The 26,939-nt window shown below is 68.1% G+C and carries 27 protein-coding genes; 11 read left to right on the top strand and 16 right to left on the bottom strand.

The features are described 5' to 3' along the window. Positions 1–58: 58 nt before the first annotated feature. Positions 59–2,350 (bottom strand): sensor histidine kinase, encoded by a 2,292-nt coding sequence (locus tag NRB56_RS15385; RefSeq protein ID WP_153342663.1) that lies wholly within the window; start codon positions 2,348–2,350, stop codon positions 59–61. 392 nt (positions 2,351–2,742) lie between these two features. Here NRB56_RS15385 and NRB56_RS15380 point away from each other — a divergent pair, with 392 nt between their 5' ends. From NRB56_RS15380 to NRB56_RS15365, 4 genes are all read left to right on the top strand, one after another. Beyond that, positions 2,743–3,444, top strand: coding sequence for a lysophospholipid acyltransferase family protein (locus NRB56_RS15380; RefSeq protein WP_194290867.1), 702 nt, complete (start codon positions 2,743–2,745; stop codon positions 3,442–3,444). A gap of 72 nt (positions 3,445–3,516) precedes the next feature. Beyond that, positions 3,517–4,467 carry a patatin-like phospholipase family protein gene (locus NRB56_RS15375; protein ID WP_153342660.1) on the top strand — a complete coding sequence of 317 codons (951 nt, stop codon included), beginning with the start codon at positions 3,517–3,519 and terminating at the stop codon, positions 4,465–4,467. Positions 4,468–4,495: 28 nt separating this feature from the next. Further along, complete coding sequence (locus tag NRB56_RS15370) at positions 4,496–5,356, top strand: SGNH/GDSL hydrolase family protein (protein ID WP_153342658.1); 861 nt, start codon at positions 4,496–4,498, stop codon at positions 5,354–5,356. A gap of 54 nt (positions 5,357–5,410) precedes the next feature. Beyond that, a complete protein-coding gene (locus NRB56_RS15365; protein WP_153342656.1) occupies positions 5,411–5,872 on the top strand; it encodes a Panacea domain-containing protein in 462 nt (153 codons plus the stop codon). A 162-nt stretch (positions 5,873–6,034) separates the two neighbouring features. On the opposite strand, the gene NRB56_RS15360 is transcribed toward NRB56_RS15365, so the two are convergent. From NRB56_RS15360 to NRB56_RS15350, 3 genes are all read right to left on the bottom strand, one after another. Continuing rightward, complete coding sequence (locus tag NRB56_RS15360; RefSeq protein WP_153342654.1) at positions 6,035–7,270, bottom strand: DUF4241 domain-containing protein; 1,236 nt, start codon at positions 7,268–7,270, stop codon at positions 6,035–6,037. A gap of 235 nt (positions 7,271–7,505) precedes the next feature. Beyond that, positions 7,506–8,543: a Gfo/Idh/MocA family protein gene (locus NRB56_RS15355; protein ID WP_153342652.1), complete on the bottom strand. Its 1,038-nt coding sequence runs from the start codon at positions 8,541–8,543 to the stop codon at positions 7,506–7,508. A gap of 126 nt (positions 8,544–8,669) precedes the next feature. Further along, complete coding sequence (locus NRB56_RS15350; protein ID WP_153342650.1) at positions 8,670–9,974, bottom strand: glycosyltransferase 87 family protein; 1,305 nt, start codon at positions 9,972–9,974, stop codon at positions 8,670–8,672. Between the two features lie 315 nt (positions 9,975–10,289). Between NRB56_RS15350 and NRB56_RS15345 the strand changes: the two genes are divergently transcribed. From NRB56_RS15345 to NRB56_RS15335, 3 genes are all read left to right on the top strand, one after another. Then, complete coding sequence (locus tag NRB56_RS15345) at positions 10,290–11,486, top strand: acyl-CoA dehydrogenase family protein (protein WP_153342648.1); 1,197 nt, start codon at positions 10,290–10,292, stop codon at positions 11,484–11,486. Positions 11,487–11,520: 34 nt separating this feature from the next. Next, positions 11,521–12,633, top strand: coding sequence for an acyl-CoA dehydrogenase family protein (locus NRB56_RS15340; protein ID WP_153342646.1), 1,113 nt, complete (start codon positions 11,521–11,523; stop codon positions 12,631–12,633). Positions 12,634–12,700: 67 nt separating this feature from the next. Then, positions 12,701–13,867 (top strand): acyl-CoA dehydrogenase family protein, encoded by a 1,167-nt coding sequence (locus tag NRB56_RS15335; RefSeq protein WP_153342644.1) that lies wholly within the window; start codon positions 12,701–12,703, stop codon positions 13,865–13,867. Between the two features lie 3 nt (positions 13,868–13,870). Here the strand turns inward: NRB56_RS15335 and NRB56_RS15330 are convergent, their stop codons facing one another. From NRB56_RS15330 to mbp1, 4 genes are all read right to left on the bottom strand, one after another. After that, positions 13,871–14,659 (bottom strand): RNA polymerase sigma factor SigF, encoded by a 789-nt coding sequence (locus NRB56_RS15330; RefSeq protein ID WP_153342642.1) that lies wholly within the window; start codon positions 14,657–14,659, stop codon positions 13,871–13,873. Next, entirely contained in the window at positions 14,649–15,086 is a 438-nt protein-coding gene (locus tag NRB56_RS15325; RefSeq protein WP_319943037.1) for an anti-sigma factor, read from the bottom strand. Before NRB56_RS15325 ends, NRB56_RS15330 begins: the two co-directional genes overlap by 11 nt. A 51-nt stretch (positions 15,087–15,137) precedes the next feature. Then, positions 15,138–15,353 (bottom strand): hypothetical protein, encoded by a 216-nt coding sequence (locus tag NRB56_RS15320; RefSeq protein WP_153342640.1) that lies wholly within the window; start codon positions 15,351–15,353, stop codon positions 15,138–15,140. Between the two features lie 242 nt (positions 15,354–15,595). Continuing rightward, a complete protein-coding gene (gene mbp1, locus NRB56_RS15315) occupies positions 15,596–15,844 on the bottom strand; it encodes a microaggregate-binding protein 1 (RefSeq protein ID WP_319943036.1) in 249 nt (82 codons plus the stop codon). A gap of 144 nt (positions 15,845–15,988) precedes the next feature. On the opposite strand from mbp1, the gene NRB56_RS15310 reads away from it, so the two are divergent. Next, positions 15,989–17,182: a homogentisate 1,2-dioxygenase gene (locus NRB56_RS15310; protein ID WP_153342638.1), complete on the top strand. Its 1,194-nt coding sequence runs from the start codon at positions 15,989–15,991 to the stop codon at positions 17,180–17,182. Beyond that, entirely contained in the window at positions 17,179–18,378 is a 1,200-nt protein-coding gene (gene fahA, locus NRB56_RS15305; protein WP_153342636.1) for a fumarylacetoacetase, read from the top strand. The genes NRB56_RS15310 and fahA overlap by 4 nt, the downstream gene beginning before the upstream one ends. Here fahA and NRB56_RS15300 read toward each other — a convergent pair. The 4 genes from NRB56_RS15300 to NRB56_RS15285 all read right to left on the bottom strand — a co-directional run bounded on the left by NRB56_RS15300 (position 18,366) and on the right by NRB56_RS15285 (position 22,450). Next, entirely contained in the window at positions 18,366–19,070 is a 705-nt protein-coding gene (locus NRB56_RS15300) for a class I SAM-dependent methyltransferase (protein WP_153342634.1), read from the bottom strand. The genes fahA and NRB56_RS15300 overlap by 13 nt on opposite strands. A gap of 68 nt (positions 19,071–19,138) precedes the next feature. Beyond that, positions 19,139–19,639: a beta-class carbonic anhydrase gene (locus NRB56_RS15295; protein ID WP_153342632.1), complete on the bottom strand. Its 501-nt coding sequence runs from the start codon at positions 19,637–19,639 to the stop codon at positions 19,139–19,141. Positions 19,640–19,765: 126 nt separating this feature from the next. After that, entirely contained in the window at positions 19,766–21,097 is a 1,332-nt protein-coding gene (locus tag NRB56_RS15290) for a lipase family protein (protein WP_153342630.1), read from the bottom strand. Positions 21,098–21,442: 345 nt separating this feature from the next. Next, positions 21,443–22,450, bottom strand: coding sequence for a metallophosphoesterase family protein (locus NRB56_RS15285; protein ID WP_153342628.1), 1,008 nt, complete (start codon positions 22,448–22,450; stop codon positions 21,443–21,445). Between the two features lie 92 nt (positions 22,451–22,542). Here NRB56_RS15285 and NRB56_RS39710 point away from each other — a divergent pair, with 92 nt between their 5' ends. Further along, entirely contained in the window at positions 22,543–22,665 is a 123-nt protein-coding gene (locus NRB56_RS39710) for a hypothetical protein (RefSeq protein WP_264767026.1), read from the top strand. 99 nt (positions 22,666–22,764) lie between these two features. Beyond that, complete coding sequence (locus NRB56_RS15280) at positions 22,765–23,226, top strand: HIT family protein (RefSeq protein WP_227837747.1); 462 nt, start codon at positions 22,765–22,767, stop codon at positions 23,224–23,226. 34 nt (positions 23,227–23,260) lie between these two features. Here the strand turns inward: NRB56_RS15280 and NRB56_RS15275 are convergent, their stop codons facing one another. From NRB56_RS15275 to NRB56_RS15260, 4 genes are read right to left on the bottom strand one after another with little or no spacing between them, the layout of a single operon-like run. Continuing rightward, positions 23,261–24,361, bottom strand: a complete 1,101-nt coding sequence (locus NRB56_RS15275) for a saccharopine dehydrogenase family protein (protein WP_153342626.1) — start codon at positions 24,359–24,361, stop codon at positions 23,261–23,263. A 25-nt stretch (positions 24,362–24,386) separates the two neighbouring features. Beyond that, positions 24,387–25,169: a hypothetical protein gene (locus NRB56_RS15270; protein ID WP_153342624.1), complete on the bottom strand. Its 783-nt coding sequence runs from the start codon at positions 25,167–25,169 to the stop codon at positions 24,387–24,389. Beyond that, positions 25,166–26,455 carry a hypothetical protein gene (locus tag NRB56_RS15265; protein WP_153342622.1) on the bottom strand — a complete coding sequence of 430 codons (1,290 nt, stop codon included), beginning with the start codon at positions 26,453–26,455 and terminating at the stop codon, positions 25,166–25,168. Before NRB56_RS15265 ends, NRB56_RS15270 begins: the two co-directional genes overlap by 4 nt. Then, a complete protein-coding gene (locus tag NRB56_RS15260; protein WP_194290866.1) occupies positions 26,415–26,939 on the bottom strand; it encodes a hypothetical protein in 525 nt (174 codons plus the stop codon). The genes NRB56_RS15265 and NRB56_RS15260 overlap by 41 nt, the downstream gene beginning before the upstream one ends.

The following is a 26,939-nucleotide window of genomic DNA, read 5'->3' as shown; positions in this document are numbered from 1 at the left end:
TGTGCGGTTCAGTGCCGACCGCATTGTCGCATGATTCGCTCCTGGAGCGCAGCGTCCGTCACATCGTTCTCGCCCGGCCCGCCATATCGAAGTTGACGCGTCGAACTGTGGAGTTCGAGTATGAGACGACGGTGGCCAGGCTGGTACGGCCAGGTGGTACTATTCGGACGGTTATGCGGCCGTCCCGTGCACGGTTCAATTCGTCGGCAATCATACGGAGAATCTCGTGCCGGATCGTTTCGTCGACGTTGTCCATGCCTTCGTCGTCCAGCATGTTCACCTCCACACCCCGGTCGCGGGCTGCGGCCGAGGCGGGATCGACGAGGGGATGGACAAGACCGATCGCTCGTAAATGGTCCCGCAATTTTTCTGCGCGATTTCCGCATTGAGTACGCTCTTCCGAGGTGAGTGGAAGCGGGCGTGCAATGCGCAGCAACAGGGGCCGAGCTTCTCTGGCCAGATCACGAAGTTGAGCGTTGTTCGCGTCGATTGCCGTCGCCGCTGCCTCGGCTTTGGCATGTTCGTGAATCGAGCCTTTGCGCAGCCGATAGATTTCCTCTGCGGCCGGCCGGATTGTCTTGGCGAACATGGCGGCCATGATGATCGGGCCGAAATTGATGACAGAGTACGATATGCCGTACCCCGGCCCGGTGCCCGCGAGCGCCGACCATATTCCCGCGATGACTACAGTGGCCGTGATCATGATCCATGCCGACAATGTGCGGCCTCGTACACACATGAACGTTGCTACCGCTGTGAACCCGCTGGCAGGCCACAACTGGTGGATCGTAGCGGCATGCGGTGACGAAAGCAGCACCGCTCCAAGGGCAATCGGACCCAAGACGGCGATGACCGAAGCGACGGATACGGGAAGCGGATCACCGGGAGCCCATAATATTCCACAGACCGCCAACGCCAGGAGAACCAGTGCTCCGATTGTTTGCCACCACATCCCGGCAGCGGTTGCGTCCACCGCCAAAGCGACGACGCCAGCGTAGAAAAAGCCGGTGACCAGCCACGCTTGCGGAGACCCCATGCCGAGCAGCGCGCGGACATCGGATACTTCTTCAATCCTGGTCGCTTCGGGTTCTCGCCACAGCAGCGACACTGTCGTACCGCCACCGGGCGTGCTTGCGATATTCACCTCTCCGCCCTGCTGACGTGCCATGCGCTTCCGCATCTGTCCGAGCCCGAAACCTTCTTCGGCGATCGCTGGGTCGAATCCGATACCATCATCTGCTACCACCACACACAATCCGTCGTGTCGTGGCTCGATCCGCACTGTGCGTCTCGCTGTGGTGCCTGCATGCCGTAAGCTGTTCCTGACCGCCTCTCCGACCCCCATTCGTATCGCGTGGATGATTCGGGCCTCGAAGGCTAGTTTCGGTTCATAGGCATCGATAAGCACGAGGTCAGCCTCGGTATCGAATCTGCGAACGATCTCCTCGATTCGCTGCCTTGCTCCGTTCAGGCTAAGTAACTCTGTCGAACTTTCCTCCCCGATGATCTCGATATCCTGGTCCAGATCCTCGAGTATGTCCTCGGCATAATTACGGACCTCGTCGCCGCCGAGCGCAGCCATGGTCAAGCCGAATATGACGCCGTCATGCAGGAACGATCGCATCTCGATTCTGTCGGATTCGTGCTTTCGTAGGATCTCCGTGTGGGCGGCTGCCGCGTGCGCTGCCGCTCTGGTGGCGTCCAGAACGCGTGCGGTGTGCATTATTATCAGAATTCCAGCGACATACAGGAGTGAGAAACCGAAAGAGAATAGCCAATCCGAGAGGAGAGGCGACCTTATTTCGGTGGCCCGGAACTGACCCAGGTATTGGACGGCCGAGATATTCAGGAGCAGGTAGAGTATTGTCCACCTGGGTTTCCAGACGACGGCTCCCGACATCGCGGCCAGCGCGGGAATGGCGGATATCCACGGAGGACTGGATGTGAACCGGCCGTCCCAGGCGAGGAGCCACGTGCAAGCTGACAGTAGGTAAAGTGGTGGAATTATCCATGCGATACGATTGATCGCCTCGACCGACTCCCGATAACTCAGTACGAAAAGCGCGACGGGCGGGATGAAAACTGCCGCTACCGCTGCGGGAGTCCACCAAACGGCGAGAAAGCCCGCATTCGCCCGAATGTCTTTGAAGAGTAAGGGAAGGTAAATGATGTAGCCCAGGCCGATGAACCGAGCTACGAGCCTGGTGACGCGTGTCGTGTCATCGATATAGTTTCTTTCGAAAAACAATAATCGGATCGGACCGCCGATCAACCCGATCGCACCCTGGAACGATGCATAAAAACGGCTCTCTCGATTTTGCGACATGGTCTCCGTGTCGGTGCCGCCCATCGGACCCCCTCGTCGGTCGTTCGGAAGAGTGAATTATATCTGTATTCGCAGCCGTATGTGGTCCCCAATTTTCGGTGAGGCACCGGTCCGTGGCGAGGCGCCGTCGACCCAATGCGGGCAAAACAGAAATAAAACACCGATCGGTCGCTTGTTCGGGGATGTGGAGTAACTCCCCAACAATTGGGGATTGAGTGAGCCGACGCCGAAACCGTACTGTCTTCGTGAACTTGACGTCTATTTGCGGAGGGGCGATGGCGATCAGCCACATCAGGGCGCTTTCGGAGTTGTCTTCGAGAGGAATGAGGACCACGAGCAGCCGGGACTCGGTAGTGCGGGTGCACAGCGAGTCGCTCGGGCTCCGGCGGCGGCTGATCGGGACAGCGAGAGTATGCATGTTCGCCTTGATCGGGATCGTTGCGAAGACGGGGCTGGCACTGGGCACGAGATCGGCGACTGTTCGAGGATGCTCCCGATTCGTCGCCACGGTTTCCGACCCGACTCGCGCCGCAGGCGTGCTGGTTGTGCCCAATCACCGATCCACACTGGACGATCCGCTGATGTGGGGAGTATTGCCGTGGTCGATGCTGTTGCGGCCCCGACTGATGCGCTGGAGCCTGGGTGCTGCCGAATTATGCTTCACCAACGCAGTCACGTCGTCGATGAGTTCGCTCGCGCAGGTGCTGGCCACCGTCCGCGGTGACGGCATATTCCAGCCTGCGATCGACCAGGCGATTTCCGTTCTTGATTCCCGTGGTGTGGTGAATATCTTCTCGGAGGGAAGGATCAACCAGGGCACACCGACATTGCGGTTCAAGTGGGGAGTAGCTCGGCTCGTCGCGGAATCGGCGCAGCCCCCCCTACTCGTCCCGGTCTACTTGGGCGGCTTCGAAGACGTCGTGCCGCTGCCCAGGACTCGGTGGATGCCTTTCTGGCGAAAGGACATTCGCATCATCTTCGGCGCGCCGACCGATACCGCGCCACTTATTGCTGCGGCGCAGCGGACCTCCTCCTCGATCGAGGATTTCCGCAGCACGCTGGCAGCGCTGATCCGATCCGAGGTCGAGACGCTGCGCGCCGACCAAGAGGCATCCTAGCCAGTGGTGCAGCAAACGACTTTTCGCGTTCTCGCAGGATCAGCCGGTCGTCAGCTACCGATGATGGCGGGCATGCTCAGCGGTGCGATCGATGCGATGTCCACCCTCCAGCCCGCCGTCGAAGCCGCAGCGGGACAGGCCGTGTCGGTGCTGCGGCCGATCGTACTGGGTGTCAGCGGCGGTGCGATCGCAGCGGCCGCTGCGGCAATCGGTATGCCGGCCGCGCACATGCGCGAACTTGCGGTCCGATTCCCCGGCGAACAGGTACTGGGCCGTTCCAACGTGCGTTCGTTGATCGCACGACGGACTCTCTACCCGGCCGCCGATATCCGTACCGTGGCCAGGGCTGTCGTAGCAGACCGGTCATTCGCCGATTTCGCATTGTCCGACGCACCCGGGGAGCGGTCTGTGCACACGGGGAGGTCTTCCCTCATCATCACTGTTTTTTCAGCGCGGTGGGGCACTCTGTTCCTGCCCCAGGATCTGTGGCGGCTCGGTCTGGACGATATGCTCGTCGCGGATGCGCTGGTCGCGGCCACGCGGATTCCAGGCGTGCTCCCGCCGGCTCCCGGTTTGGACGATCTGTTCGATGGGGCGATTCACCACCGAGTGCCATACGAGGTATTTCTCCCGCATCATGCATTGGTTCTCGATTTGTACGGACCGAGGCCCTATCGGAGCCTGGGCGGCTTGGCGTTGCCTGCCGTTCACCCTGGGCTACCCCCGATCCCGTTCCGGCCCCGGCCCTTTCGTGACCCGGCAGTTCGAGAACGAACCATATTCGCCAATCTCCCTTACGGGTCTTCGCTGAAGTCGCCGGTACGGCAACCGGGGACGCTGTTCGATCTCGGTCGTCGGCTGGCGACCCGGTGGATGGCGGCACGAAACATCGACGAGTTGTCGAGACTCTTGGGCTTGCCGACGTTCGACCGGCGACCCGCGCATATTGCCAGGCCCGATCGGCCGAATCCGGCGCAAGCGGACGGCCTTTTGCAGCACTGGCGGTCGGAAATAACGCGATGACCTGTCCTTTGGAGATCGGAGTACCGAAATGAAAAAGTCCTTCAAGTTCGCGAACGTCTTCGCCGGCATCGTGGCGATTACGGCTCTGTCGATCCGCGATGCTCCGGCGCACGACGCGCCTTCGGTCGAATATGCCAGCCTCGGCGACAGCTTCAGTGCGGCAGCTGGAGTTCTGCCGCTCGTGCCGGACTCTCCGCTGATCTGCACGCGATCACAGCGTAATTTCGCTCATATCATCGCGAACAGGCGAAACTACGTTCTGACCGATGTGAGTTGCGCGGGAGCGGAGACCGCTGATCTTTACCGAGAGCAGGGATCGGGCATACCGCCTCAACTGATCGTGCTCAACGACCGGACCGACCTGGTCACCTTGACGATAGGTGGAAACGATCAGGCCGTTTTCGGCACTGCGGCAACGGGTTGCGCGCGTGAGCTGGCGAACCTTCCGCAGTTCGAGAACCCGTGTGAGAGTTTCTACGGAACCAGCTTCGTGGATTCGATAAAATCGACAACCTACCCTGATCTGGTACGCGCCCTTTCCACTATCCACTATGCCGCACCGCATGCCGCGGTTCTCGTAGTGGGTTACCCCTGGCTTGTCCCCGAGTCCGGCGACTGTATCCCACAGATGCTAGTGGCGCCCGCAGATATTCCCTATCTACGCAACTTGCAAGTGGTACTCAACGATGCCATACGGCAAGCGGCAGAAGCGACTGACTCTATCTACGTCGATATGTCTGTTGCATCGGATGGTCGAGATGCCTGTCAGCCTCGGGATCGCCGCCTCGTCGAGCCTATGCTGTTGCCCACGCAATTCATGCCACTTCATCCGAATCTCGAGGGACAGGAAGCGATCGCCGAGGAGGTCATGAAAGCTATCGACGAATGATTGGACGAGATCGCCTCGAACATAACCGCTCTGGTTCTCCGGCAATATGGGTCGATGACGAGTGACGAGTTCAGTGCTTCGGCGCACGACGAGGAACCGTGGTTGGAAAGCTGGCGCGGAGTGGCGCCGGAGGCCAAGGGAGAGCACGAGATTCGGCACGAGTCGATGGCGCGGTTCTATCGGAGAGAGCGTCTGCTGGGCGGCCGGAGGGCCGCGGACCTGGCCGCCGTTGGTGCGCCGCGTCCGGAAGGAATGACAGTTGCAATCTGTCGCTGCCGATGGATCGATTCCATCCAGATCCTCGTTCATAAGAAGGCGATTCAGGAACTCGGGTTGCGGCGTCGGGATGCTGACAGCCTGCTGACCGACATGGTTGCCGACCTGTTGGACAGCTCGAACGGCCAAGTCGTGGAAAACATCTACCCGGACGGTAATCCGCAGCTCGACCACGAGGACGGCATGGTCTTCGGCGCATGCCGCGTCCTGGCAGGCGACGATCCCCTTGCGAGGGTGTAGCGTGACCCAGGACAAGGGATTCATCGAGGCATACCGCGACGGTGCACTCGGCGGGCACACAACCGTGCTCACTCCCACGACATTCGTGAGTTTGGTGCGTGCCGCGCGCAACCCAGCACTGAGAATTCATCGAACACGCGGATAGGCCGGTGCTACGCAGAGCTACTGCCCAGCACCACCCGAACCGAGCAGGAAATCGAGAACCACGCAGCTCACTCGCCCGTCCACGGCCCGGCCGACCCACAGCGGGTACACACCGTCTCCGAGCCCGGCCCACATCGCGACGAAGTGCGGCCCACCGGAAGATATCGGTAACTCGACGACCACGCGCCCCTGATCGAGTTGCTCGACCACGAATCCCTCGAACTCGTTTTCGCTCAACGGCCCGAAGGTCGCGTCGAAGAGCGCCGCGGTGCCCGAGTCGACGCCCACCCCGTAGAAACCCCTTTCGCGCAACAACTCCGGATCCTCTCCGGGCCGTAACGCCATCTGCCATGCCGCGACGGGCCGGTCGTCGATGATCACCTTGACCGCCGCGACCCGGGGAAAATCCCCGGTCTCGGGAAAACGTAACAGCGACACCGCAACCGGATACGCTCCCGGCGGCACCGCCACCGTTCGCGGTGCGTTCTCGAGCCACCCGGCGTCCGCCGCGCTCAACTGCCCGGACGGAATGCGCAGCGGCCCGGCGGTGACGAGTTCCACGACGCCGGGTCCGCTGACGGTGTCGTGCCGTGCGCCCGCGACGAACAGTCCCTCGATTCCGTCGGCGCGCAACGGCCCTCGCCATTGCTGTGGCCGCTCGTCGTGAACGGCCGCCGCTCCGGCGAACTCGTGCCCCGCCACCGCCGCCAGCCCGGCGAACCCGCGCCAGTCACCGAACCCCGGCTCCGCGATGGTGAACACCCCCGCTGCGTCGCCGCGGTTCAGAACACGTGAAAGTGCCTCCACCACATCGGGTTCCGCGCCGTCAGCCGGAACCGCACCCACCGGCCCGCGACTCCTGCGCCCGACCTCGACCGTGCCCTCGGCCGAGAACGTGGTCACCACCTCGGCATCCCACGCTCCGGACTCGTACCGACCTCGGTCGGTGTACTCCCACCGGCTGTGCCGCAGGACTCGCAACCACCCGCCGGGATACGCCTCGAGATCGATCATGTGCGTCCGGAAGGCCCGATCGTCGAACACGTAGACCCGCCACGGCTGATGCGCCCAGCTCTTCCCCCAGTACTCGGCCAGCAGCACCGGCCGCCGCCGCGTGGTCAACAGCACCGAGTACGCCTCGCCCGCGTCGTGCAGGCGCGCGGTCAGCGCGGGGGACATCGGCGCGGGATGAGTCGTTCCCCGCCACTGACCCCAGTGCTCCCCGTACGAGACCTCGAGACTGTCGATCAACACAACGTCACCCTATGCCCGCGGCGTATCCATTCCCGCACACGGGAGACCGCCGAACGGACCGGGCCACATCCCACGCGGCCGTCCCGTGGCCGCTGGCGAGTACCGTCGGCCCGGATCCGTTGCGTCACTGCGATATCCGGCCCCTTACCGCCGCGGCCGCGAGCGTGACCTGTGGCGATGGAGACGGAAACACCGGTGCCGGACGGCACGCGGAAGCGATGGCCGTCGAACGTCCTTACGGCAGTTCCGGATCCGCCGGGGGCTCGGCCGCGGGCACCGCCGTGGGGCGGCGGGGCGGGAGGCCCGCGGCGCGGTAGATCGCGTCGATGACGGTCATGGTGGCGACCGAATCCTCCGGTGGGGTGTCGATCGGGGTGCCGTCGAGTATCGCGGAGACGAAGGCGTCGAGTTGGTAGGCGTAGGTCGAGCGGCGCGGGAAGCGTTCGGTGCGGCGGCCGCCTTCGGTGCGGACCGAGAAGCGGTGGAACGTCTGCGGCATGGCGGGATTCAGGATGCGGAGCTCGCCGCGGTCGCCGATGATCCGGGCGCTGATCCGCAGCAGGTCCTGGGACCACATCGAGCAGCGGATCAGTCCGGTGTGGCCGCCGGGGAAACGTAGTTCGGCGGTCATCGCCCGGTCGATCAGGGGGCCGTGCAGGAGAGCGCGGGCCGAGACGACCTCGGGTTGTTCGCCGCCGTAGACCCGGGCCATGTGCACGGCGTAGCAACCGGCGTCCATGGTGGCGCCGCCGGCGAGGTCGTAGTCGTAGCGGATGTCGCGGAATCTCGGCAGTGGGAAGCACATCGCCGTTTCCACGTGGCTGAGTGTGCCCAGTTCGCCGGAGGCGACGATCTCCTCGACGCGCCGTGTCAGGGGGTGATAGCGGTAATGGAACGCCTCCATCACCACGCGGTCGGAAGCCTGTGCGAGACGGGCGATCTCGCGCGCCTCGGCCGCGTCGGCCGTGAACGGCTTCTCGCACAGCACATGTTTGCCGGCCGCCAGCGCCGCGCGGGTCCACCGGCCGTGCAGTCCGTTGGGCAGCGGGATGTAGACCGCGTCGACGGCGGGATCGGCGAGCATGGCCGCGTAATCGTCGTGCACCACCGGGATTCGATACTTCTCGGCGAACTGCCGGGCGCGCAACGGATCACGGGCCGCGACCGCGGTGACTTCGGCCTCCGCGTGTGCGCGGGCGGGTGTGACGAGGGCTGCCGGTGCGATGCGCGCCGCTCCGAGAATGCCGATCCTGACCCGGCGTGCTTCGGTCATGCCGACACAGTACCGCCGCACGAGGATTCGGCATCCCGGGAGCGAATCCGGCGGGCGAACCCCGTCCGGCACCGCGGGCGGCGCGTCCGTGCCACGGTGGCGCAACCGCGTCCGTGGTGCGGGGAATCAGCTCCCGGAGTCGCCCGCGGACCGCGCGGCCGCGAGTTCGGGCAGCGCGGTGTCCGCCGGCTGCGGCTCCCGGTACAGCCCGACGGCGACCCCGACGAACACCGCGAGCGTCAGCCACACATAGGCATTGTGGTCGAGGACGGCGAACGGCGGCCGGTTCGGCAGCCCGAACACGTTGTCGATGTGTAACCCGACCAGTTTCATGACACCGTCGGACACCACCACCGCGACCACCGCGAGGCTCCCGGCCGTCACCACGCCCGGCCGGCGGATCGCCAGATCGGCGAGGCAGATCAGCAACGGCGCCAGCCACACCCAGTGATGCGTCCAGCTGAACGGGGACACCACCGTGCTGGTCAGCCCGCACAGCACGACCGCGGGCAACTCCCGTCCGGTCGCCCACAGCCGCCGCGCCAGCATCAGGCAGGCCACCGTGACCGCCGCGGCACCGAGCAGCCACAGCGCCTGCAGCGCGGTGCCGGCGCCGACCGCGCGGGCGATCATGCCGCGCAGCGACTCGTTCTGCGAATTCTGCGGCACCCCGACCCGCTCCGGATCGGCGAACGCGCCGCCCCAGAAGGTCAGCGAGTCGTGCCACATCGCGATCGCGCCGACCACCACGGTGACCACGATCGCGCCGACCGCGGTGGCGGCCGCCCGATAGCGTCGCGTGGCGAGCAGATAGAGCACGAAGAACACCGGGGTGAGCTTGACGGCGGCCGCGACGCCGGTCAGCGCGCCCTTCCAGCGCGACGAGTCCGGCAATGCCAGGTCGACGAGCACCAGCAGCAGCAACAGAATGTTGACCTGGCCGAACGCCATCGTGGAGCGGATCGGCTCGATCCACAGCAGCAGCGCCGCGATCAGCGGTCCGGTGGCGAGCAGCCGCAGGTCACGCCGGTAACCGAGCAGCGACAGCGCCGCCCACGCCGAGCCGACGAGCATCGCGAAGTTGAGCAGCCCGCCGATCCAGGTGAAGACCAGCCCGTGCATCGCCACCAGCGGCACGAACAACAGCGCGGCGAACGGCGTGTAGACGAATTCGAAGACACCGCGGGTGTGCCCCCGCAGCGGACTGTCGTACACCGAGATCCCGTCCACGACGCGCTGCCCGGCGATCTGATACGTGCCCAGATCGACCAGGTGCATCATCGTCTGCGGCGATGTGAGTACCTGGTCCAGGTAATAACCACCGGCCGGTAATGCCAGCGCCGCCAATACCCAGATCACGGTCAGGGGAATCGTGCGCGCCGGCGCACTAGGTTCCGCGTCCACCACCGGTTCGGACGTCGACAACGACATGCTCACCCCCGCATCTAGAGGCCTCCGATTTTCCGGCCCGCGGCAGTGACGATGACATTTCGGCCGCCATCGGCATCGAACCTACGCTGCGGGCACCCGCCGAAACTTACCAGCGCGGAATCGGTGCGATGCGGGTGGGTCGGCGGTCCGCCCGGATCGGCCCGGCCCGGTCGCCGATACTCGGCCCGAAAGCGATTGCGGCGCAGCGCCTATCGCCGGCGCAGCGGCTCGTTCCGCGGGGCCTCGTGGTCTTGACTGATTGTGCTTTACAGGTGACAGTAAACGAAACTGCGCCGTCTTGTAACGGGGATCGTGATGACCACTGTCGAAGAGTTCCGCACGCGAGCCCGGGAATGGCTGCGTGCCAACGCGAAAGCCTTCGATGCGGAGGCCGGATCCGACCCGGAGGGCGGCGGTGTTCCGCTCGCGGCGTCGAAGGATTTCCAGAAGCGGCTGTGGGAGGCGGGTTTCGCCGGGATCATGTGGCCGGTCGAATACGGCGGCCAGGGTCTCGGGGTCGCCGAGTATCTCGCCTTCAGCGAGGTGGCCCGCGATTTCGTGCTGCCGGTGATGCCGTTCGTGATCGGCCTCGGCATGCCCGGACCCACCCTGCTGGAACTCGGCACCGAGGAGCAGAAGCGCCGTCACCTGCCGCCGATGTTGCGCGGCGAGGAGATCTGGTGCCAGTTGTTCTCCGAGCCCGACGGCGGTTCGGATGTGGCGAGCCTGCGCACCTCCGCGGTCCGCACCGAGACCGGCTGGCGGATCAACGGCAGCAAGGTCTGGACCTCCGGCGCGCAGTTCAGCGATTTCGGCGCGCTGCTGGCCCGCACCGATCCGACCGTGCCCAAACATCAGGGCATCACGATGTTCATCGTGGACATGCATCACCCGGGCGTGACGGTCCGGCCGCTGCGGGTCGCCACGGGCCACTCGCCGTTCAACGAGGTGCATTTCGAGAATGTCGACGTGCCCGCCGACGCGGTGATCGGCGCGGTCGATCGCGGCTGGCAGGCCGCGGTGGTGATGCTGCGCAACGAACGGGTCTCGCTGGGCACCGGTCCCCGGTCCCGGTCGAATCCGCTCGGTTTCGACGCGTTGCGGGAACTGGCCCGCGCGCGTGGCCTGGACCGGGATCCGGCGGTGCGCCGCCGCCTGGCCGAGATCCACGCGAACGAGTCGGCGCTGGCCGCCTACGGCCGGGTGCTGCACGAGGAGACCACCGCGGGCCGCAACATCGGCGCGCGTGGTTCCGCGGCGAAGCTGGCCGGCGCCGCGCAGCAGCTGTGGGCGTCGGATCTGGCCCAGGAGATCCTGGGCGACGATCTGGTGCTCGGATCCGAGGACGTCGCGCCGGTGGCGCTGGCGATCCTCACCGCACCGGGCATGGCGACCGCCGGCGGCACCAACGAGATCCAGCGCAACATCATCGGCGAGCGCGTGCTCGGGCTGGCCAAGGATCCGGGCGTGGACCGCGACCTGCCCTTCAACCAGCTGCGTTTCTCCCGCTGAGCGCCAGCGGACCCGTCGACCCGAAGGACCGGCCTTGACCCTCATCGACACACCCGAACAGCAGGCGCTCGCCGATGCCGTCCGGCGGTTCGTCGCCGAGCGGACCCCGCGCTCGGCGGTGCGCGACACGGCCTTCGGGCCGGCCGCCTACGATCCGGCCGTGTGGCGCGGCCTGGCCGCCGACCTCGGCCTGGCGGGCCTGATCGTCCCCGACGAATTCGGCGGGCAGGGCGGCACCGCGGCGGATCTGGCCGTGGCGCTGCGTGAGCTCGGCGCCGGTCTGGTGCCCTCGCCGCTGCTGGCCTCGGCCGTTCTCGCGGCCGGCGCCCTGCTGGCGCTCGACGACGCCGCGGCCTGCAAGCAGTGGCTGCCGCAGCTGTCCTCCGGTGCGGTCGTCGCCACCCTGGCGGTATCGGAACCCGATGTGCGCGAATGGATTCCGGCGTGGCCCGCGACCACGGCGACGGTGTCGGCGGGCGCGGTCACCCTCACCGGGATCAAGTCGGCGGTGCTGCACGCCGCCGACGCCGACGTGCTGCTGGTGACCGCGACCGGACCCGACGGCGTGGCCGTTCATCTGGTCGAGCGCGGGGCCGCTGGCCTGCTGGTGCATCCCGAACAGTGCCTCGACGCGACGAAGAGCCTCGCGACGGTCCATTTCGACGGCACGCCCGCGATCACGCTGGCCGGCGACGCGGGCGCCGCCCTGGACCGGGTGGCCGACCTGGCGAATCTCGCGGTCGCCGCCGAGCAGGTGGGCGCCCTGCGCGCGGCGCTGGATCTGACCGCCGAGTACGCGAAGATCCGCTACAGCTTCGGTCATCCGATCGGCGCCTATCAGGGCGTCAAACACCCACTCGCCGACATCTACACCGACTGGGCGCTGGCCGATGCCGCGGTGCGCCGCGCGGCCGAGGCGGCCGAGCTCGACCCCGAAGCCTTCCCGGCGGCGGCCGCGGCCGCCCGGGTGGTCGCCTCCCCGGCGTACGTGAACGCCGCCAAGAACACCATGCTGCTGCACGGCGGTATCGGGTTCACCTGGGAACACGACGCGCACCTGTACTACCGGCACGCGATCGCGAGCAATGTGCTGCTCGGCGGGCCCGACTACCAGAAGGACCGGCTGGCCGACAAACTCGCGGTGTGATGCCCGGCCACGGTCGGGGCCGTGGGTGACAATATCGGCAGGTCGTCGTCCCAGCGCCGGAGGTGCCATGTCGCTGTCCCTGTCCCAGCTGTTCGCGCTCGATTCGCTGCTGTCGCCGGAGGAGCTCGAAATCCGTTCCACCGTAAGGAAATTCGGTGAACAGCGGATCCGCCCGCAGATCGCGCAGTGGTTCGAGCGGGGCGAGATCCCGGTGCGGGAACTGGCCGTGGAGCTGGGTTCGCTCGGCGTGCTGGGCATGCATCTGCAGGGCTACGGGTGCGCGGGGACGAGCGCGACCGCCTACGGACTGGCCTGTCTGGAGCTGGAGGCGGTCGACTCGGGTATCCGCAGCCTGGTCTCGGTGCAGGGCTCGCTGGCGATGTTCTCCCTCCATCACTGGGGCAGCGAGGAGCAGAAGCGGCAGTGGCTGCCGAGGCTGGCCGCGGGCACCGCGATCGGGTGTTTCGGCCTGACCGAACCCGATTTCGGGTCGAATCCGGGCGGGATGCGCACGCACGCGAAGCGCGACGGCGGCGACTGGGTCCTCAACGGGACGAAGATGTGGATCACCAACGGGTCGGTCGCCGATGTCGCCGTGGTGTGGGCGCGGACCGAGGAGGGCATCCGCGGTTTCGTGGTGCCGACCGGCACGCCCGGATTCTCCGCGCCGGAGATCCGCTCCAAACTCTCGCTGCGGGCGTCGGTGACCTCGGAACTGGTGCTCGAGGACGTCCGGCTGCCCGATGCGGCGATGCTGCCGCTGGCCCACGGCCTGCGCGGGCCGCTGACCAGCCTGGGGGAGGCCCGGTTCGGCATCATCTTCGGCGCGCTGGGCGCCGCGCGCGACTGCCTGGAGACCGCGGTCGAGTACGCGCGCTCCCGGCGGGTGTTCGACAAGTCGCTGGCGGCCTATCAGCTGACCCAGGCCAAGATCGCCGATATGGCGCTGGAGGTGGGGAAGGGGCATCTGCTGGCCTACCACCTGGGCAGGCTCAAGGACCGCGGCGAGCTGGGCGCCGATCAGGTGAGCCTCGGCAAGCTCAACAATGTGCGGGAGGCGCTGGAGGTGGCCCGGCAGTGCCGGACGATCTTGGGCGCCAACGGAATCACGCTCGAGTATCCGGTGTTGCGGCACGCGAACAATCTGGAATCGGTGCTGACCTACGAGGGCACCTCGGAGGTGCATCAGCTCACGATCGGCAAGGCGCTCACCGGCGAATCCGCCTTCCGCTGAGCATCAGTCGCGCATCACCCGCTCGCGCAGGCCGTCGAGGGTCTTCGACAGGATGCGCGACACCTGCATCTGCGAGACCCCGAGCTCCTCGGCGATCTCGCTCTGCGTCTTGTATTCGAAGAATCGCATGGTCAGCACCCGGCGCTCGCGCGCGGGCAGGGCCGCCAGCAGCGGTCGGACCGCCAGGAACTTGTCGATGTGCTCGTAGGATCCGTCGGTCTCGCCGAGCACCTCCATCAGCGACAACGGGGAGTTCTCGCCGTCGTTGCCGGACACCGCCTCCAGCGATGTGGTCTGGTAGGCGTTGCTCGCGATCAGCGCCTGGGTGACCTCGGTGAGGTCGACGTCCAGTTCCGCGGCGATCTCCCGCGCGCGTGGCATGCGGCCCAGCCGCTGCGCGAGATCCTCGATCACGCCGCTCAGTGATCCCTGAATCTCCTTGGTGCGCCGGGGAACTCGTACCGACCAGGTGTTGTCGCGGAAATGCCGCCGGACCTCGCCCATGATGGTGGGCACGGCGAAGGCGAGGAAGGGGGAGCCGCGCGAGGCGTCGAAGCGGTCCACCGCCTGCACCAGGCCCAGGCTCGCGACCTGCAGCAGATCGTCGAAGGTCTCGCCGCGACCGGCGAAGCGGCGCGCGATGTGCTCGGCCAGGGGCAGACATCGGTCGATGATCCCGGCCCGCACCGTCTCCCGCCGCGGATCGTCGGGGGAAAGCGCTGCGAGAGCGGCGAATTCGGGCTCGATGTCGTCGTAACTGTCGCGGCGCGACCGGCCGCGGTCACCCGGCATCGCCGTCACCTCGCCGCCTGGTGAATTCGATGACCACAGGATGACCGAGACCGCTTCCGTCGGTGTCGGTTTCGTGCACGACGAGGGTGTCGGTGATCGTCCGCAGCACATGCCAGCCGAAGCTGTCCTCGTCGATCATCCCCAGCCGGGTGGCGAGTCCGATGACCCGCACCGTCATCCGGTCGCCGTCGAAGTCGAATTCGCATTCGATCGACGAACCGGGCACGGCCGCCGGCAGCAGGCAGGTCGCGATCTCGTCGAGGGCGACGCGGATGTCGGTCACCTCGTCGAGTGCGAAATCGGCCATCAGCGTGACGGTCTCGGCCAGAGCCCGCAGCATCGTGAGTTGCTCCGGCACGGCGTCGACCCGGACACCCACCGGTGATGTCCGGGTACGCGATTCCAGCGACCACTCTCGGTCCGGCACGTGAATCTCCCTTCGCGCGAGCCGGGCCGTGACGCTCCGGGCTCTCGGCATCTAGTTCCGCACCGCCTCGTACACGGTCGTATAACGTCGAAAGATCTCTGCCACAATGGCTTTCGAGATCGCATCGTGGAACTGCCCGGCGATCGCGGCGTCGAACTCACCGTCCACCCGGGCGACGCGGATTCGGCCGCAACCCGCCTCGGAACCCGGGGTGAGTTCGGCCGGGCCGGCGTCGACCGCATGGTCCAGAACGGCAACAGCAGACATGGTGAATACCTCCGAAAGGAATATTCTGTGTTCGCGCGAACGGATCTCGGCATGCGAACCGAGTTCTCCTGCGGGACCGGGATCCGGAGTGCCGCGACGCACCTGCCGAATCCGGCACATTTCCGCGCGACCACGATCGGCTATGGACTCAACCTCTCACCATTATGCCAGCTGTCGTAGCCGTAGGGGCAGAACCGCGTCCCCCCGGCCCGCTCGGGGCCGGGGGAACACCGGTCGTGTGATCAGCGGTTCTGCTGATGCGCGTGCTGGCGCGCCTCGTCCGCGCGGGCACGCGCACGCTCGGCCTCGGCCTGCGCCTCGTAGCGGGCGGTCTGGCGCTGCGCCTCGGCGCGGTCCTGCTGGGCCGCTCCCTCGCGGCGCAGCTCCTCCTTGTGCAGTGCCGCGCCGGCCACTTCCTTGGCCCGGCCCTTCACATCCTCGACGATGCCCTCGATACCTTCACGGATACCGCTCTTCTCATGTTCCGTCACAGCATTTCACCTCCGGATTGTCGATTTGCGGTGACACTGTTCGCCTACCCCGCCTCATCGGTGGAAAACGGTCCGGTGGGCCCGATCACGGTCCGGGTGCCGCGGTTCGCCGGATCCGCCGCCGGTCGGCGGTACTGTCGGCGGATGGCGTACTACCGGCAGGTGGGGCAGATCCCCCCGAAGCGGCACACGCAGTTCCGTGCCGAGGACGGCGCGTTGTACCGGGAGGAGCTGATGGGGGAGGAGGGTTTCGTCGGCGACTCGGCGTTGCTGTACCACCGGCACATCCCGTCGGCGGTGCTCGCGGCGACGGAATGGGAGCCGGGAGATCTGTCGCTCACCCCGAATCGGCCCCTGATCCCGCGCCATCTGCGGCTGCCCGACCTGTTCGCGGCGAGTGACAGCGCCGCGGTGGATGTGGTGACCGGTCGCCGCCTGGTACTCGGCAACGACGATGTCCGGATCTCCTATGTGGTGGCGGGCGCGCCGTCGCCGTTGTACCGCAACGCGATCGGCGACGAATGCGTCTATCTCGAATCCGGTTCCGGCACAGTCGAAACCGTCTTCGGGGTGCTGCCGTTCCGCCCGGGTGACCACGTGGTGGTGCCCCGCGCGACCACCCACCGGTGGCTGCCGGACGCGGGAGAACCGGTGCGGGCGTACGTGATCGAGGCCAACAGTCACATCACGCCGCCGGCGCGCTACCTGTCGCGGTTCGGCCAGCTGCTCGAGCAGGCGCCGTACTGCGAGCGCGATCTGCACGGGCCGGCCGAGCCGCTGCTGCGGACCGGGACCGAGGTCGAGATCCTGGTGAAGCACCGCGGCCCGCGGGGCGTGACCGGCACGCGCCATGTGGTGCCGCATCACCCGTTCGACGTGGTCGGCTGGGACGGCTGCCTGTATCCCTACACCTTCAACATCGCCGATTTCGAGCCGATCACCGGCCGTATCCACCAGCCGCCGCCGGCGCATCAGCTGTTCCAGGGCGCCAACTTCGTGATCTGTAACTTCGTGCCGCGGAAGGTGGACTACCACCCGCTGGCGATCCCGGTGCCCTACTACCACTCGAACGTCGACTCCGACGAGGTCATGTTCTACTGCGGCGGGGACTACGCCGCGCGGCGCGGTTCGGGGATCGCTGCGGGGTCGGTGAGCCTGCATCCGGGCGGGCACAGTCACGGGCCGCAGCCCGGTGCGGTGGAGCGGTCGCTGGGGGCCGAGTTCTTCGACGAGCTCGCCGTCATGGTCGACACCTTCCGGCCGCTGCAACTGGGCGAGGGCGGGGTGGCCGCCGACGACGGCGACTACGCCGGGAGCTGGTCGAGGGCCGGCTCATGACCTGGGCGCCGGTGCCGCCGGGTTCGGGTTTCGGGATCGGGAACCTGCCCTACGGGGTGTTCGTGCCGCCGGGCGGGCGGGCGCGGGTCGGGGTCCGCATCGGCGATCACGTGCTGGATCTGCGGGCCGCGCTGGGCGAGGAGGAGTTCGCCCGCGCGTCGCTGAACGAGTTCCTGGCCCGGGGCCGGGAGTTCTGGACCGCGACGCGGCGCCGGATCGTCGGACTGCTCACCGATCCGGAGCAGCGCGACCGGCTGGTCGATGTGCTGTATCCGGTGTCCGATGTGGTGCTGCGGTTGCCGATCGAGGTCGCGGACTACGTGGACTTCTACGCGAGCGAACGGCACGCGACGAATCTCGGCGCCATCCTCCGCCCGGATTCCGCTGCGCTGCTGCCGAATTGGAAACATCTGCCGGTGGGTTACCACGGCCGGGCGGGCACCGTCGTGGTCTCCGGCACCCCGGTGACCCGGCCGTGCGGGCAGCGCCGGTCGGCGGCCGGCGCGGCGCCGGTGTTCGGCCCGTCGCAGCGGCTGGATGTCGAGGTCGAGGTCGGGTTCGTCGTCGGCACGCCGAGCGCGCTCGGCAGACCGGTGCCCGTCGAGGATTTCGAGCGGCACGTGTTCGGGATCTGCCTGCTCAACGACTGGTCGGCGCGCGACATCCAGGCCTGGGAGTACCAGCCGCTCGGGCCGTTCCTCGGCAAGTCCTTCGCCACCTCGATCTCGCCGTGGATCGTGCCCCTGGACGCGCTGACCGCCGCCCGGGTGCCCGGTCCGCCGCAGGACCCGGAACCCCTTCCGTACCTGCGGGATTCGCAGCCATGGGGTCTGGATCTGCGGTTGGAGTTCGCGCTGAACGGGCACATCGTGTCGCGGCCGCCGTACGCGCAGATGTATTGGACTCCCGCGCAGCTGCTTTCGCATCTGACCTGCAACGGCGCGAGCCTGCGCACGGGTGATCTGTTCGCGTCGGGCACGGTGTCGGGCCCGGTGCCGGAGGAGTACGGTTCGCTGATCGAGATCACCTGGAACGGTGCGCATCCCGTGCGGCTGCCCGACGGTGGAACGCGGATCTTCCTGGCCGACGGCGACGTGGTGACGTTGCGCGGCACCGCCCCCGGGCCCGGCGGTGCCACGATCGATCTGGGCGCGGTCACCGGCCGCGTCGGGCCGGCCGGCGTTCACCCCAGATGAGCGGACAGCAACCAGGCGGGAATGGATTTGCGGCCCTTCGGTTCGTCGCGCAGTCCCGCGTAGCGCATGCGCAGATCCTCGGTGAACGTGTCGAGCAGCTGGGGCGGCAGATCGGCGTGGATCCGGGCCGGCCGGATCTCGTCGACCACCCAGTACCGCGACACCGCGTCGCGTAGTTCGTCGGCGGTGACGGGCGCGGGCCCGTCGCCGGTGAGCGCCGGGAAACCGGCCCGGTCGAAGACCAGCGCGTAATAGGAGGCGCCCGGCGCCGCGGCGCGGGCGATGGACCGCTGGTAGCCCTCGCGCGCCGCGACCGGGATCGAATGGAACAGCGTGCTGTCGACGATGGTGCCGAACCGCCCGTCGTAGCCGGTGAAGGCGCTGATGTCGGCGACCTCGAACGAGGCGTTGCTCAGCCCGCGCCGGGCGGCCTCGGCCCGGGCCAGGTCGATGGCCGTCGGCGACAGATCCAGTCCGACGGTGGTGAAGCCCCGCTCGGCCAGATATATCGAGATGGCGGCCTCGCCACAGCCGACATCGAGCACGTCGCCGTGGAATTTTCCCTGCTCGATGAGGGCGGCCAGTTCCGGCTGCGGCTCCCCGATGCTCCACGGCGCCTTGGCGCCCTCGCCGAACGGCCCGCCGGTGCCCCGATAGACGGCCTCGAACTCGAAATCGTCAGGCATGGTCATAGCCAACGACTATCAATTGTCGCGGGGAGGGTCAAGGGTTCATGCCCGATTCGTCACCGGCGCGCATATCACCGCGCGGCGGGCCGGACCTCGCCGAGCTTACCGGTGGCGACGTCGAAGACGAAGCCGCGCAGCGAGGTCGTCTTGGTGACGAACGGGCTGGCCTCGATGCGCCGGATCGATTGGCGCACATCCTCGTCCAGGTCTCCGAACGCCTCCGCGGCCCAGGCCGGCTTGATGCCGACCTCGTCCTGGACGGCGCGCTTGAAGTCGTCGTCGGTGAAGGTCAGCATGCCGCAGTCGGTGTGATGGATCAGGATGATCTCGGTGGTGCCCAGCAGTCGCTGGCTGATCGCCAGGGAGCGGATCTCGTCGTCGGTCACGACGCCGCCCGCGTTGCGGATGACGTGCGCCTCACCCTCTCGGAGGCCGAGGATCCGGTAGACGTCGAGCCGGGCGTCCATGCACGCCACCACGGCGACGTGCTTGCTCGGCGGCAGCGGCAGCGGCCCGGTGAAGCTCGCCGCGTACTCGGCGTTGTTGGCCAGGAACTCGTCGGTCACGGTCATGTGCGCCTCCGTCGAAGTGGGATGTGCGTACCTCCGCATGAACAGTGGTGGCTGCTCGCCGTTTGCGCGAGATATTCGCGCAGGCTGAGGCCAAGGGTTTACCGTGACCGATCCGCCGTCGTGCCGTCAGCGGATCGGGTTACCCCGGGGGATCGACCCGCAATTCGACGGCGCGGGCTCGCCCGCCAGCCGGTGATCGAGCCAGTCGATCTCGGCCTGCAACGCCAGCGGCGCGGCCGAAATGTGGCTCAGTGGACCGTATTCCACGTAGTCGACGGCGGAATTGCCGTCCTCGCAGTACTGGCGGGCGAGGGCGCGCACGTCACCGGCCACCATCACCGCGTCGCCGGCGCCGATCCCGGCCCGGCCGCCGTCGGTGCCCTCGAGCACGCCGTTGGCGGCCTGCCCGATGAACATCGGGATCGTCGGCGTCGGCGCGGCGCCGAGGTTGATCCGCTTCGTCACCTCGGCGTACGGCGGAACCGACTGCGGGTCGGCGTATTCCGGTTTCACCAGTTGCGTCCACGTCAGCCCCGGGTACTGGAACAGCACGTTGGCGATCGAGGCGGACTCCAGCTGTGGCAGCAGCCGTTGCGCGTACGCGCTGAGGTACGGGCCGAAGTCGACATCGTAGGCGCGCGCGACGCCGAGGATCGCCATGCCCGCGACCCCCGCCCAGCCGATGCTGCCGTCGACGTAGAGCAGATTGCGCGCCGGGTCGACGAGCACCCCGCCCTCGGCGGCGCCGACGAGCTGGTCGCCGACCTCCGGGGCGTACGAGGGGGCCAGCGCCGCAGCCCAATTCGTCGCGATCGCGCCGCCGGAATACCCGAGCAGCCCGATCCGGGTGGCGGCGTCGATGCCGGTGCCCTCGACCCGCGCCGCGGCCCGGATCGAGTCGAGCGTGTTGTACCCGTACTCCGGCCCGGCGGCGAAATCGGCGCGCTGCCCTTCGGTATCCGGCAACAGCACCGGCAGCCCGCGGGCCAGCAGTTGCGCGACGTAGAAGCCCTCGGCGGCATTGACCGACTGCCCCAGGCTCACCCCGCCCGCGACGGCCCGCGAGGGGCTGTCCTCCGGGTTCAGCGAGTCGTAGAACGACTGATAGGACACCGCCGCGCCCGCCCGCCGCGGGCCCGGCGGCAGCAGCACGGTGGTGATGTTCGAGGCGGGCCGCCCCTGCGCATCGGTGGACCGGTACCGGATCTGGATCGCCGTCACCGGAACGGGCAGTCCCACAAGGTGATACGGCAGCGTCCGGGAGTCCAGCACGCTGCCGGCCGAATATCCCGCGATCCCGCTGTCGTCGTACGAGAAGAAATCCCCGGGCGCGGCCTGCGCCGCCGCCACGCACCCGCACTGCACCACCGCGGTGGCGACCATCGTGGCCAGCAGCCGCCGCGCCCGCCGCCCCGCCCGTGAACCCGGCCCGCCGTTCACCCGTCCGGCAATCGTCATCGATCCAACCCTCCCCGTACCGCCAGGGCTGCACTGCGCCCGCCAGCTTTGTTACCTGCCGGTAATTTCCGGCCTCAGCAGCTTCCATCACCGGCCCCGGCGTCGTCAAGAGCAACTTCGTTCCCGCACTCGCTGCGGGAACGCTGTTCGGGCGCACCCGCTTCCGGCGGGGGACCGCCGTGTTGCGGGTGGTTCGCCCGGCATGCGGCGACCCCGGCTCGGGCCGCCTCAGCGGGTGCGGTGGGGCATCCGGACGTGGCGACTTCCGGAGGTGGCCGGCAACGGCCTGTCCGCGGCATCCGTGAGGTGTCCGCGACTCCGGCCGGATCGGTTGCGCCGCAGCGACTATCGCGGGGGATCCGGGAGAGCGATGTTCAGCGCGGCGGCGAGGTCGAGGGTCCGGCGGGGGGTGTTGCAGTGCCGTTCCAGGCCCGGTAGATCGAGGTTGCCGCGCCGGGCCTGGAACAGGATCGGACCGGCGGGGTTGCGCCGGATCTCCTCGGTGCCGAGGCGCGCGGCGAGGTCCCGGGCCGCGACGGCGAGCGCGGGCAGGGCGGCGTGGATCCGGCCGGTCCAGTCCGCGACCTCGGAAAGCCAAGCGCGCGTAGCGGGTTCGGACGACGGTGACGAGTATTGCGCGACGGACTCGTCGATCTCCGCCCACTTGCGCTCGGCCCACGGCGCGGCTTTCAGCACCGGCAGCTGCCATTCCCGCCGGGTTCGCGACCAATGGTCGGCCTGCGCCGCGACGGCATGAATCGTCTTGTCCGGCAGGCTGATCGCGGTCAGCGCGCCACCGTGACAGGCGCCGGTGTCGAGGCCGAAGATCCGGTCGTCACGCACGAGCGGGACGTCGCCGACCACCAGATGACCGAAGGCGATCGGAGTGTCGTCGGTGTAGCGATCGTGCCAGGAGCCCTCCGGGAACAGAGTCTCCAATTCGCGCGTCCCACGGGTGGTGCCGCTGAGGATCTCCTCGCGCTGCTCGGCCAGCGGAATGCCCGGCACCATCGCGGCGTGCACGACCCGGACATGGTCGTTCTCGAAGTGGTACGGCAGCGTGCGCATCCAGTCGACCATCTCGGCATAACGATGGCCGGCCTGTAATCGGGTGATCTCCTGGGAGTAGGAGAAGATGCCCCGGACGTGCTTGCGCTCGTGATTGCCCATCAGCGCAACCGAATTCGGGCGATTGCGGAACCAGTCGACCACCTCGAACGGCTTCGGCCCGCGATCGACCAGATCGCCGACCCCGACGAACGTATCGTCCGCGGCAAGTCCGACTTTCGCGACCAGTTCGAGCAGTTCGTCGAAGCAGCCGTGGATGTCACCGACGACCACCGTACGCTGCATGTGCACAACGGTAACGGCGACCGGATCCCGCGAGCAACGGATTTACCGCGCCGGCCCGGAGCAAGCTTGTCGAGGTCGCCGAGAACCTCGTCGTGCCAGCCGATCTCGGCCCGGAACCGCATCCGAGCGTGCTCGACGACGAGGTCGTCGGCGCGGGTCCGGTCCGGCCGGTGGCGCTCGAGCTGATGTTCGATCCGGGAACCGGCAGTCCGTAGCGTCGCGATGCGGTCCTCGGGACAGCCGCGCGGCACCTCCCGATCGAGGTCGGCGCCGCCACGTCGTCGACCCGATCCTGGAACCTCCGATCGGCTAACGTGAGTGATATGGGGGAGTCGTGCCCGATCTGTGCGAAGCATCGCGGCCTGGGCCCACTGGTGGGCCCGGTGATCTTCGCGGGCGAACTCGTTGTGGTCAGTCATCGGCCGCTGACCGAGGGTGCGCCGATACCGGGCTATCTGTTCGTCGAAACCCGGCGGCACGCACCGACTCTGGCCGACCTGACCGGCGCCGAGGCCGCCGCGGTGGGCGGGGCCGCCGCGCGGGCCGCGTACGCGTTGCGCAGCGAACTCGAACCGGAGTTCGTCTTCTCCGCGATCACCGGCCGCAGCGTGCCCCACTTCCATCAGCATGTGTTCGCCCGCCCGGCGGGCACACCGGCGACCATCCCCTGGTACGACGTCGGGTCGTGGGAAGACGGCCCGCGAGTAAACGATTCGTCTCTGGCCGCGTTGTGCGCCCGCCTGGCAACACATTTCGAGCAGCCGTGGCCCGGCTGAACCGGTCGGCCGTCGCCGCGCCGGCCCCGAGCAATCAGCCTGTGCGAGTGGGCGTCCGGCGGGTCCAGCCGGCGTCGAGGGCGGCGGTGTGGAGGGCGTCGAGGCCGAACGCGGCGACGGGGCCGAGGGCGCCGGTGCCGAGCAGGCCGCCGTCGAGCGCGGTGCGGGCCGACCAGGCGAGCATCGCCGCGGTGAAATCGTAGGGATCACCACCGGCGAGGGTCACGGTGGCCGATGTCCGACCGGCCGCGTCGCGCGCCTCGGCGACCACCCAGGACCGGGTGCGGCCCCTCGACTGCGCTCCGGGGCCGCCCTTGGAGCCCGGGACGATCCGGGCCAGCGCGCCGTCGAACCCCCGCTTGAGCGGAGGTACCTTCGCGACGGCCGCGGTCAGCGGGGAACCGGCGCGCAGTGCGTGGGCGGCAGGGCGGGGCAGGCCGAGGTACACGTCGATGTCACGCAGGTCCGGGTGGGCGCCGGGCAGCGCGAGATGTTCCGATCCGGGGACCGACACCCCCGTACGGCTGGTTCCGGCGACGTCGAACGAGCGCAGGTGGGCACCGGAGCGTTCGGTGACGAGCCGGCCGCCGCGCAGCGCGAAGCCGGGTTCGAAGAGCATGCCGGCGATGGAGGCGCGGGTGCCGGCGCTGGCGCCGGGATGGTCCATGAAGTAGCCGATATCGGCGCGGACCGCGCCGGGCGCCTCCCGCAGCGCCAGGCCGGCCGCCAGATTGCCTGGCACATAGTCGAATCCGAATGCGGTCAGCAGGGCTACCCCGGCGGACCGGGCCCGGTCGTCGTGCTCGAACACGCTGCGGATGAACGGGCCTTCGCCGGTGGAGTCGATGTAGTGGGCGCCGGCGGAGATCGCCGCGGCCAGTGCCGGGCCGCCGTAACGCAGGAACGGCCCGACCGTGGTCACCAGCACGTCGCCACGATCGAGCAGCGCCCGCACCGACGCGGGATCGGTGACGTCCGCGACCGCCGTCGGCGCACCGCCCAGGCCGGCCGCGAGTTTCGCCAGCGCGGTGGCGTCGCGTCCGGCCAGCACCGGCGAAACACCTTGCGCGGTGAGGACTTCGGCGGTCAGGCGGCCGGTGTAGCCGGTTGCCCCGAACACGACGATCTTCGGCATTGCGGTCCTCTTCGAATTCGTCCGGCTACGAGGCCGGGACGGTCAGCCGATCGTCGGCGACCAGATGGGTGATGGCGAGATCGCGGGACACGATGCCGGGCCCGCTCGCCCGGACCGGGCCGACCGCCCGCAGCAGTTCGACCAGGGTCAGATGATCCGCCGGATGGATGCCCGCGGTGGGATGGAAATCGACCGAGACAGTGGCGGTTCCGAGCGCGCTGGTGACGGCGAGACGGTAGCGCAGCGGGACGTCGGCGCCCCCGCGGGTGCGGATCGACCGGTAGCCGAGCCGCTCGCCCAGGGTGTGCCGCGCGCCGGCGTCCTCGGCGTGCAGGACCGGGGATTCGGCGCTCACATCGGGGAACGCGGCGGCCTCCAGCACGCGGAGTCCGGCGAAGTAGTAGCCGGGTAGTGCGTCGCCCGGCACCGTATTCCACGGATACACACCGCCATCCGGGAGGTCGATCTCCTCGGTCAGCTCGATCCGGGTGATCACCTGTGCCGTGGCCGCGAGCGAGCGGGTGAGCCGGGCGGCGACCGCCGACTGGAAGCCACCGGCCGCGTGCAGGGTGGCCGAGCCGGTGCGGCAGGCCTCGCGGATCTCGTCCAGGGCCAGCGCTTCGAGGGGGAGCGCGGTGACCACGTCGCGGCCCGCGCGCAGGTGCGCGGCGATTTCCCCGCCGTCGGCGGTCAGGTGGATGACCACGGCGGCCGAAGAGGGTTGCCCGGCAACGATTTCCGGGCGCGCGGCGATCCGCTCGGCCAGTGGTCCGGTGCCGAGTACCGCGACCGGGAGCGGGGTGGTCATGCCGCCTCCGGGCGGAATCGGGGGCTCAGATCGGGCGTCGCGACACCCGGTGGCGCCGCGCACAGTTCCGGGACCACATCCAGCATCGCCTTGACCGAGATGTCGGTGACGGCGGCCCAGTCGCCGCTCGAGGTCTCGTCGTCGAGTTCGTTGCGCAGCTCGATCCGGGCCGGGCTGCCCGCCAGCGTGATCACGTGCCCGCCGGACGCGCTGCGCGGATGGTCCGAGCCGAAGTGGGCATTGCCGGCGCCGACGTGCCAGCATTCCGCGTTGGTCATGAACAGCCGGTCGCCGAGGTAGCCCCGGTAGGTCATGTGGATGGCGCCGACCGAACCCGGTTCGATGACGCTGCCGCCCGCCTCCACCCGGACCCGCGCCGGGACCGGATACACGTGCCGCTCGACCCGTACCCGATCCGCGCCGACGCCGAACAACGCATGCGCGACGTTGGCGAGCACCGCGTCGAAATAGAAGTGCTGCATGAGCGCGATGGCGTGGTCGGAGTCGACCGCGCCGAGCGGCATGCCGAAACCGAGGCTCGCCAGCCCGCCCCACATGCCGTCCGGTGCCGCCGACAGATCACCGACCTCGAGAAAACCGACCTCGCTCACCTCGTCCAGCAGCCCGGCGAGGCGGAGCAGCAGTTGCTCGACCATGAGTCCCGGATGCAGGCCCGTCCCGTGCAGCGAGACCCCGCCCCGCAGGCACGCGGCCTGGAGCCGGTCGCCGGAGGCGCGGCGCGGAATCGCCCGATCCACCACCGAGGCCGCCAGCCGGTCCAGTACCGGCCGGGCGAACCGGGCCGGTCTCGAATCCACCACGCGCATCAGCGTTCTCAGCGCCGAGAGGGCGGTGGGCAACTGTGGCCCGAAGGCGTTGCCGGTCACCCGCATCCGCGACACCGTGCGCAACACCTCCAGCGGCGAACGCGTTTCGGAGAGCCAGGTCGGCATGGCCGGATTGTGATAGGACGCCGCCGACACCACGTTCTTGCCCGACTCCAGCAGATCCAGCACATCGGCGTCCGCGCCCTGCACCAGTGCGGGCGTGGTGGGCGTGTGCACCACGCAATCCGCCTCCAGCGCGAGAATTTCCGCCTTGGACGTGGTCGCCGTGATGCCCACCGGCGGTAACCCCACCAGCTCGCCGATGTCCCTGCCGTGTTTGTGCGGGCTGAACACCTTCACCCCGACGACGTCGAAGTCGGGCGATCGCAGCGCCGTGCGCAGCGCTCGGCCGCCCATGTCACCCGGACCCCAGATGATCAGCCGATGCCGATGTGTCACCACCGCCTCCTCGCCGTTCGCGGTATGCCCGGCACGTCATGATACAACGAGACTTTAAATCTCTTATCATCTCGCGAATCGTGAATCGGTCAGCGGTTCTTCCACTGCGGAGCGCGGCGGGTGGTGAACGGGCGTACTGCTCGGGGGTGCGGCCGGATCGGGCGCGCCGCGCGTTCTCGAACAGCGCGTAGTGGGTCGTCGCGTCGGTGAGACCATGTGCGGCCGAGTAGCGACCGACCATGCCGGACAGTCCGTAGCCACGGTCCTCCAGTTGCCCGCCACGGGTTTCGGTGAAATCGGGCCGTGGCTCGCCGGCGGCGAGGTGCCGCACCGTGGGGATCGCCTCGGAACCGAAAACCAGTGCGACGCTGGAGGTTCCGTCCGCGATGGCCTGCGCGGACGCGGTCACCGGATGCTGGGAGGACTGGCCGCCGCCGACCTCGAGGACGGCGCGGGCCGGATCGGCGCCGACCCGGTCGGCCAC

Origin of the sequence: Nocardia aurantia (assembly GCF_009604425.1) — a bacterium.
Lineage (GTDB): Bacteria > Actinomycetota > Actinomycetes > Mycobacteriales > Mycobacteriaceae > Nocardia > Nocardia aurantia.
The sequence above is the reverse complement of the archived record's forward strand: the minus strand, read 5'-3'. Positions and strand labels throughout refer to the sequence as shown.

Coding starts and splice junctions, on each gene's coding strand:
- NRB56_RS15370 (WP_153342658.1), top strand. CDS start 4,496: ATGAAAAAGTCCTTCAAGTTCGCGAACGTCTTCGCCGGCATCGTGGCG.
- NRB56_RS15375 (WP_153342660.1), top strand. CDS start 3,517: ATGCTCAGCGGTGCGATCGATGCGATGTCCACCCTCCAGCCCGCCGTC.
- NRB56_RS15365 (WP_153342656.1), top strand. CDS start 5,411: ATGACGAGTGACGAGTTCAGTGCTTCGGCGCACGACGAGGAACCGTGG.
- NRB56_RS15330 (WP_153342642.1), bottom strand. CDS start 14,659: ATGCCGGGTGACCGCGGCCGGTCGCGCCGCGACAGTTACGACGACATC.
- NRB56_RS15355 (WP_153342652.1), bottom strand. CDS start 8,543: ATGACCGAAGCACGCCGGGTCAGGATCGGCATTCTCGGAGCGGCGCGC.
- NRB56_RS15295 (WP_153342632.1), bottom strand. CDS start 19,639: ATGACCGTGACCGACGAGTTCCTGGCCAACAACGCCGAGTACGCGGCG.
- NRB56_RS15275 (WP_153342626.1), bottom strand. CDS start 24,361: ATGCCGAAGATCGTCGTGTTCGGGGCAACCGGCTACACCGGCCGCCTG.
- NRB56_RS15290 (WP_153342630.1), bottom strand. CDS start 21,097: ATGACGATTGCCGGACGGGTGAACGGCGGGCCGGGTTCACGGGCGGGG.
- NRB56_RS15320 (WP_153342640.1), bottom strand. CDS start 15,353: ATGTCTGCTGTTGCCGTTCTGGACCATGCGGTCGACGCCGGCCCGGCC.
- NRB56_RS15300 (WP_153342634.1), bottom strand. CDS start 19,070: ATGACCATGCCTGACGATTTCGAGTTCGAGGCCGTCTATCGGGGCACC.
- NRB56_RS15345 (WP_153342648.1), top strand. CDS start 10,290: ATGACCACTGTCGAAGAGTTCCGCACGCGAGCCCGGGAATGGCTGCGT.
- NRB56_RS15380 (WP_194290867.1), top strand. CDS start 2,743: ATGTTCGCCTTGATCGGGATCGTTGCGAAGACGGGGCTGGCACTGGGC.
- NRB56_RS15385 (WP_153342663.1), bottom strand. CDS start 2,350: ATGGGCGGCACCGACACGGAGACCATGTCGCAAAATCGAGAGAGCCGT.
- NRB56_RS15270 (WP_153342624.1), bottom strand. CDS start 25,169: ATGACCACCCCGCTCCCGGTCGCGGTACTCGGCACCGGACCACTGGCC.
- NRB56_RS15350 (WP_153342650.1), bottom strand. CDS start 9,974: ATGTCGTTGTCGACGTCCGAACCGGTGGTGGACGCGGAACCTAGTGCG.
- NRB56_RS15285 (WP_153342628.1), bottom strand. CDS start 22,450: ATGCAGCGTACGGTGGTCGTCGGTGACATCCACGGCTGCTTCGACGAA.
- fahA (WP_153342636.1), top strand. CDS start 17,179: ATGACCTGGGCGCCGGTGCCGCCGGGTTCGGGTTTCGGGATCGGGAAC.
- NRB56_RS15310 (WP_153342638.1), top strand. CDS start 15,989: ATGGCGTACTACCGGCAGGTGGGGCAGATCCCCCCGAAGCGGCACACG.
- NRB56_RS15335 (WP_153342644.1), top strand. CDS start 12,701: ATGTCGCTGTCCCTGTCCCAGCTGTTCGCGCTCGATTCGCTGCTGTCG.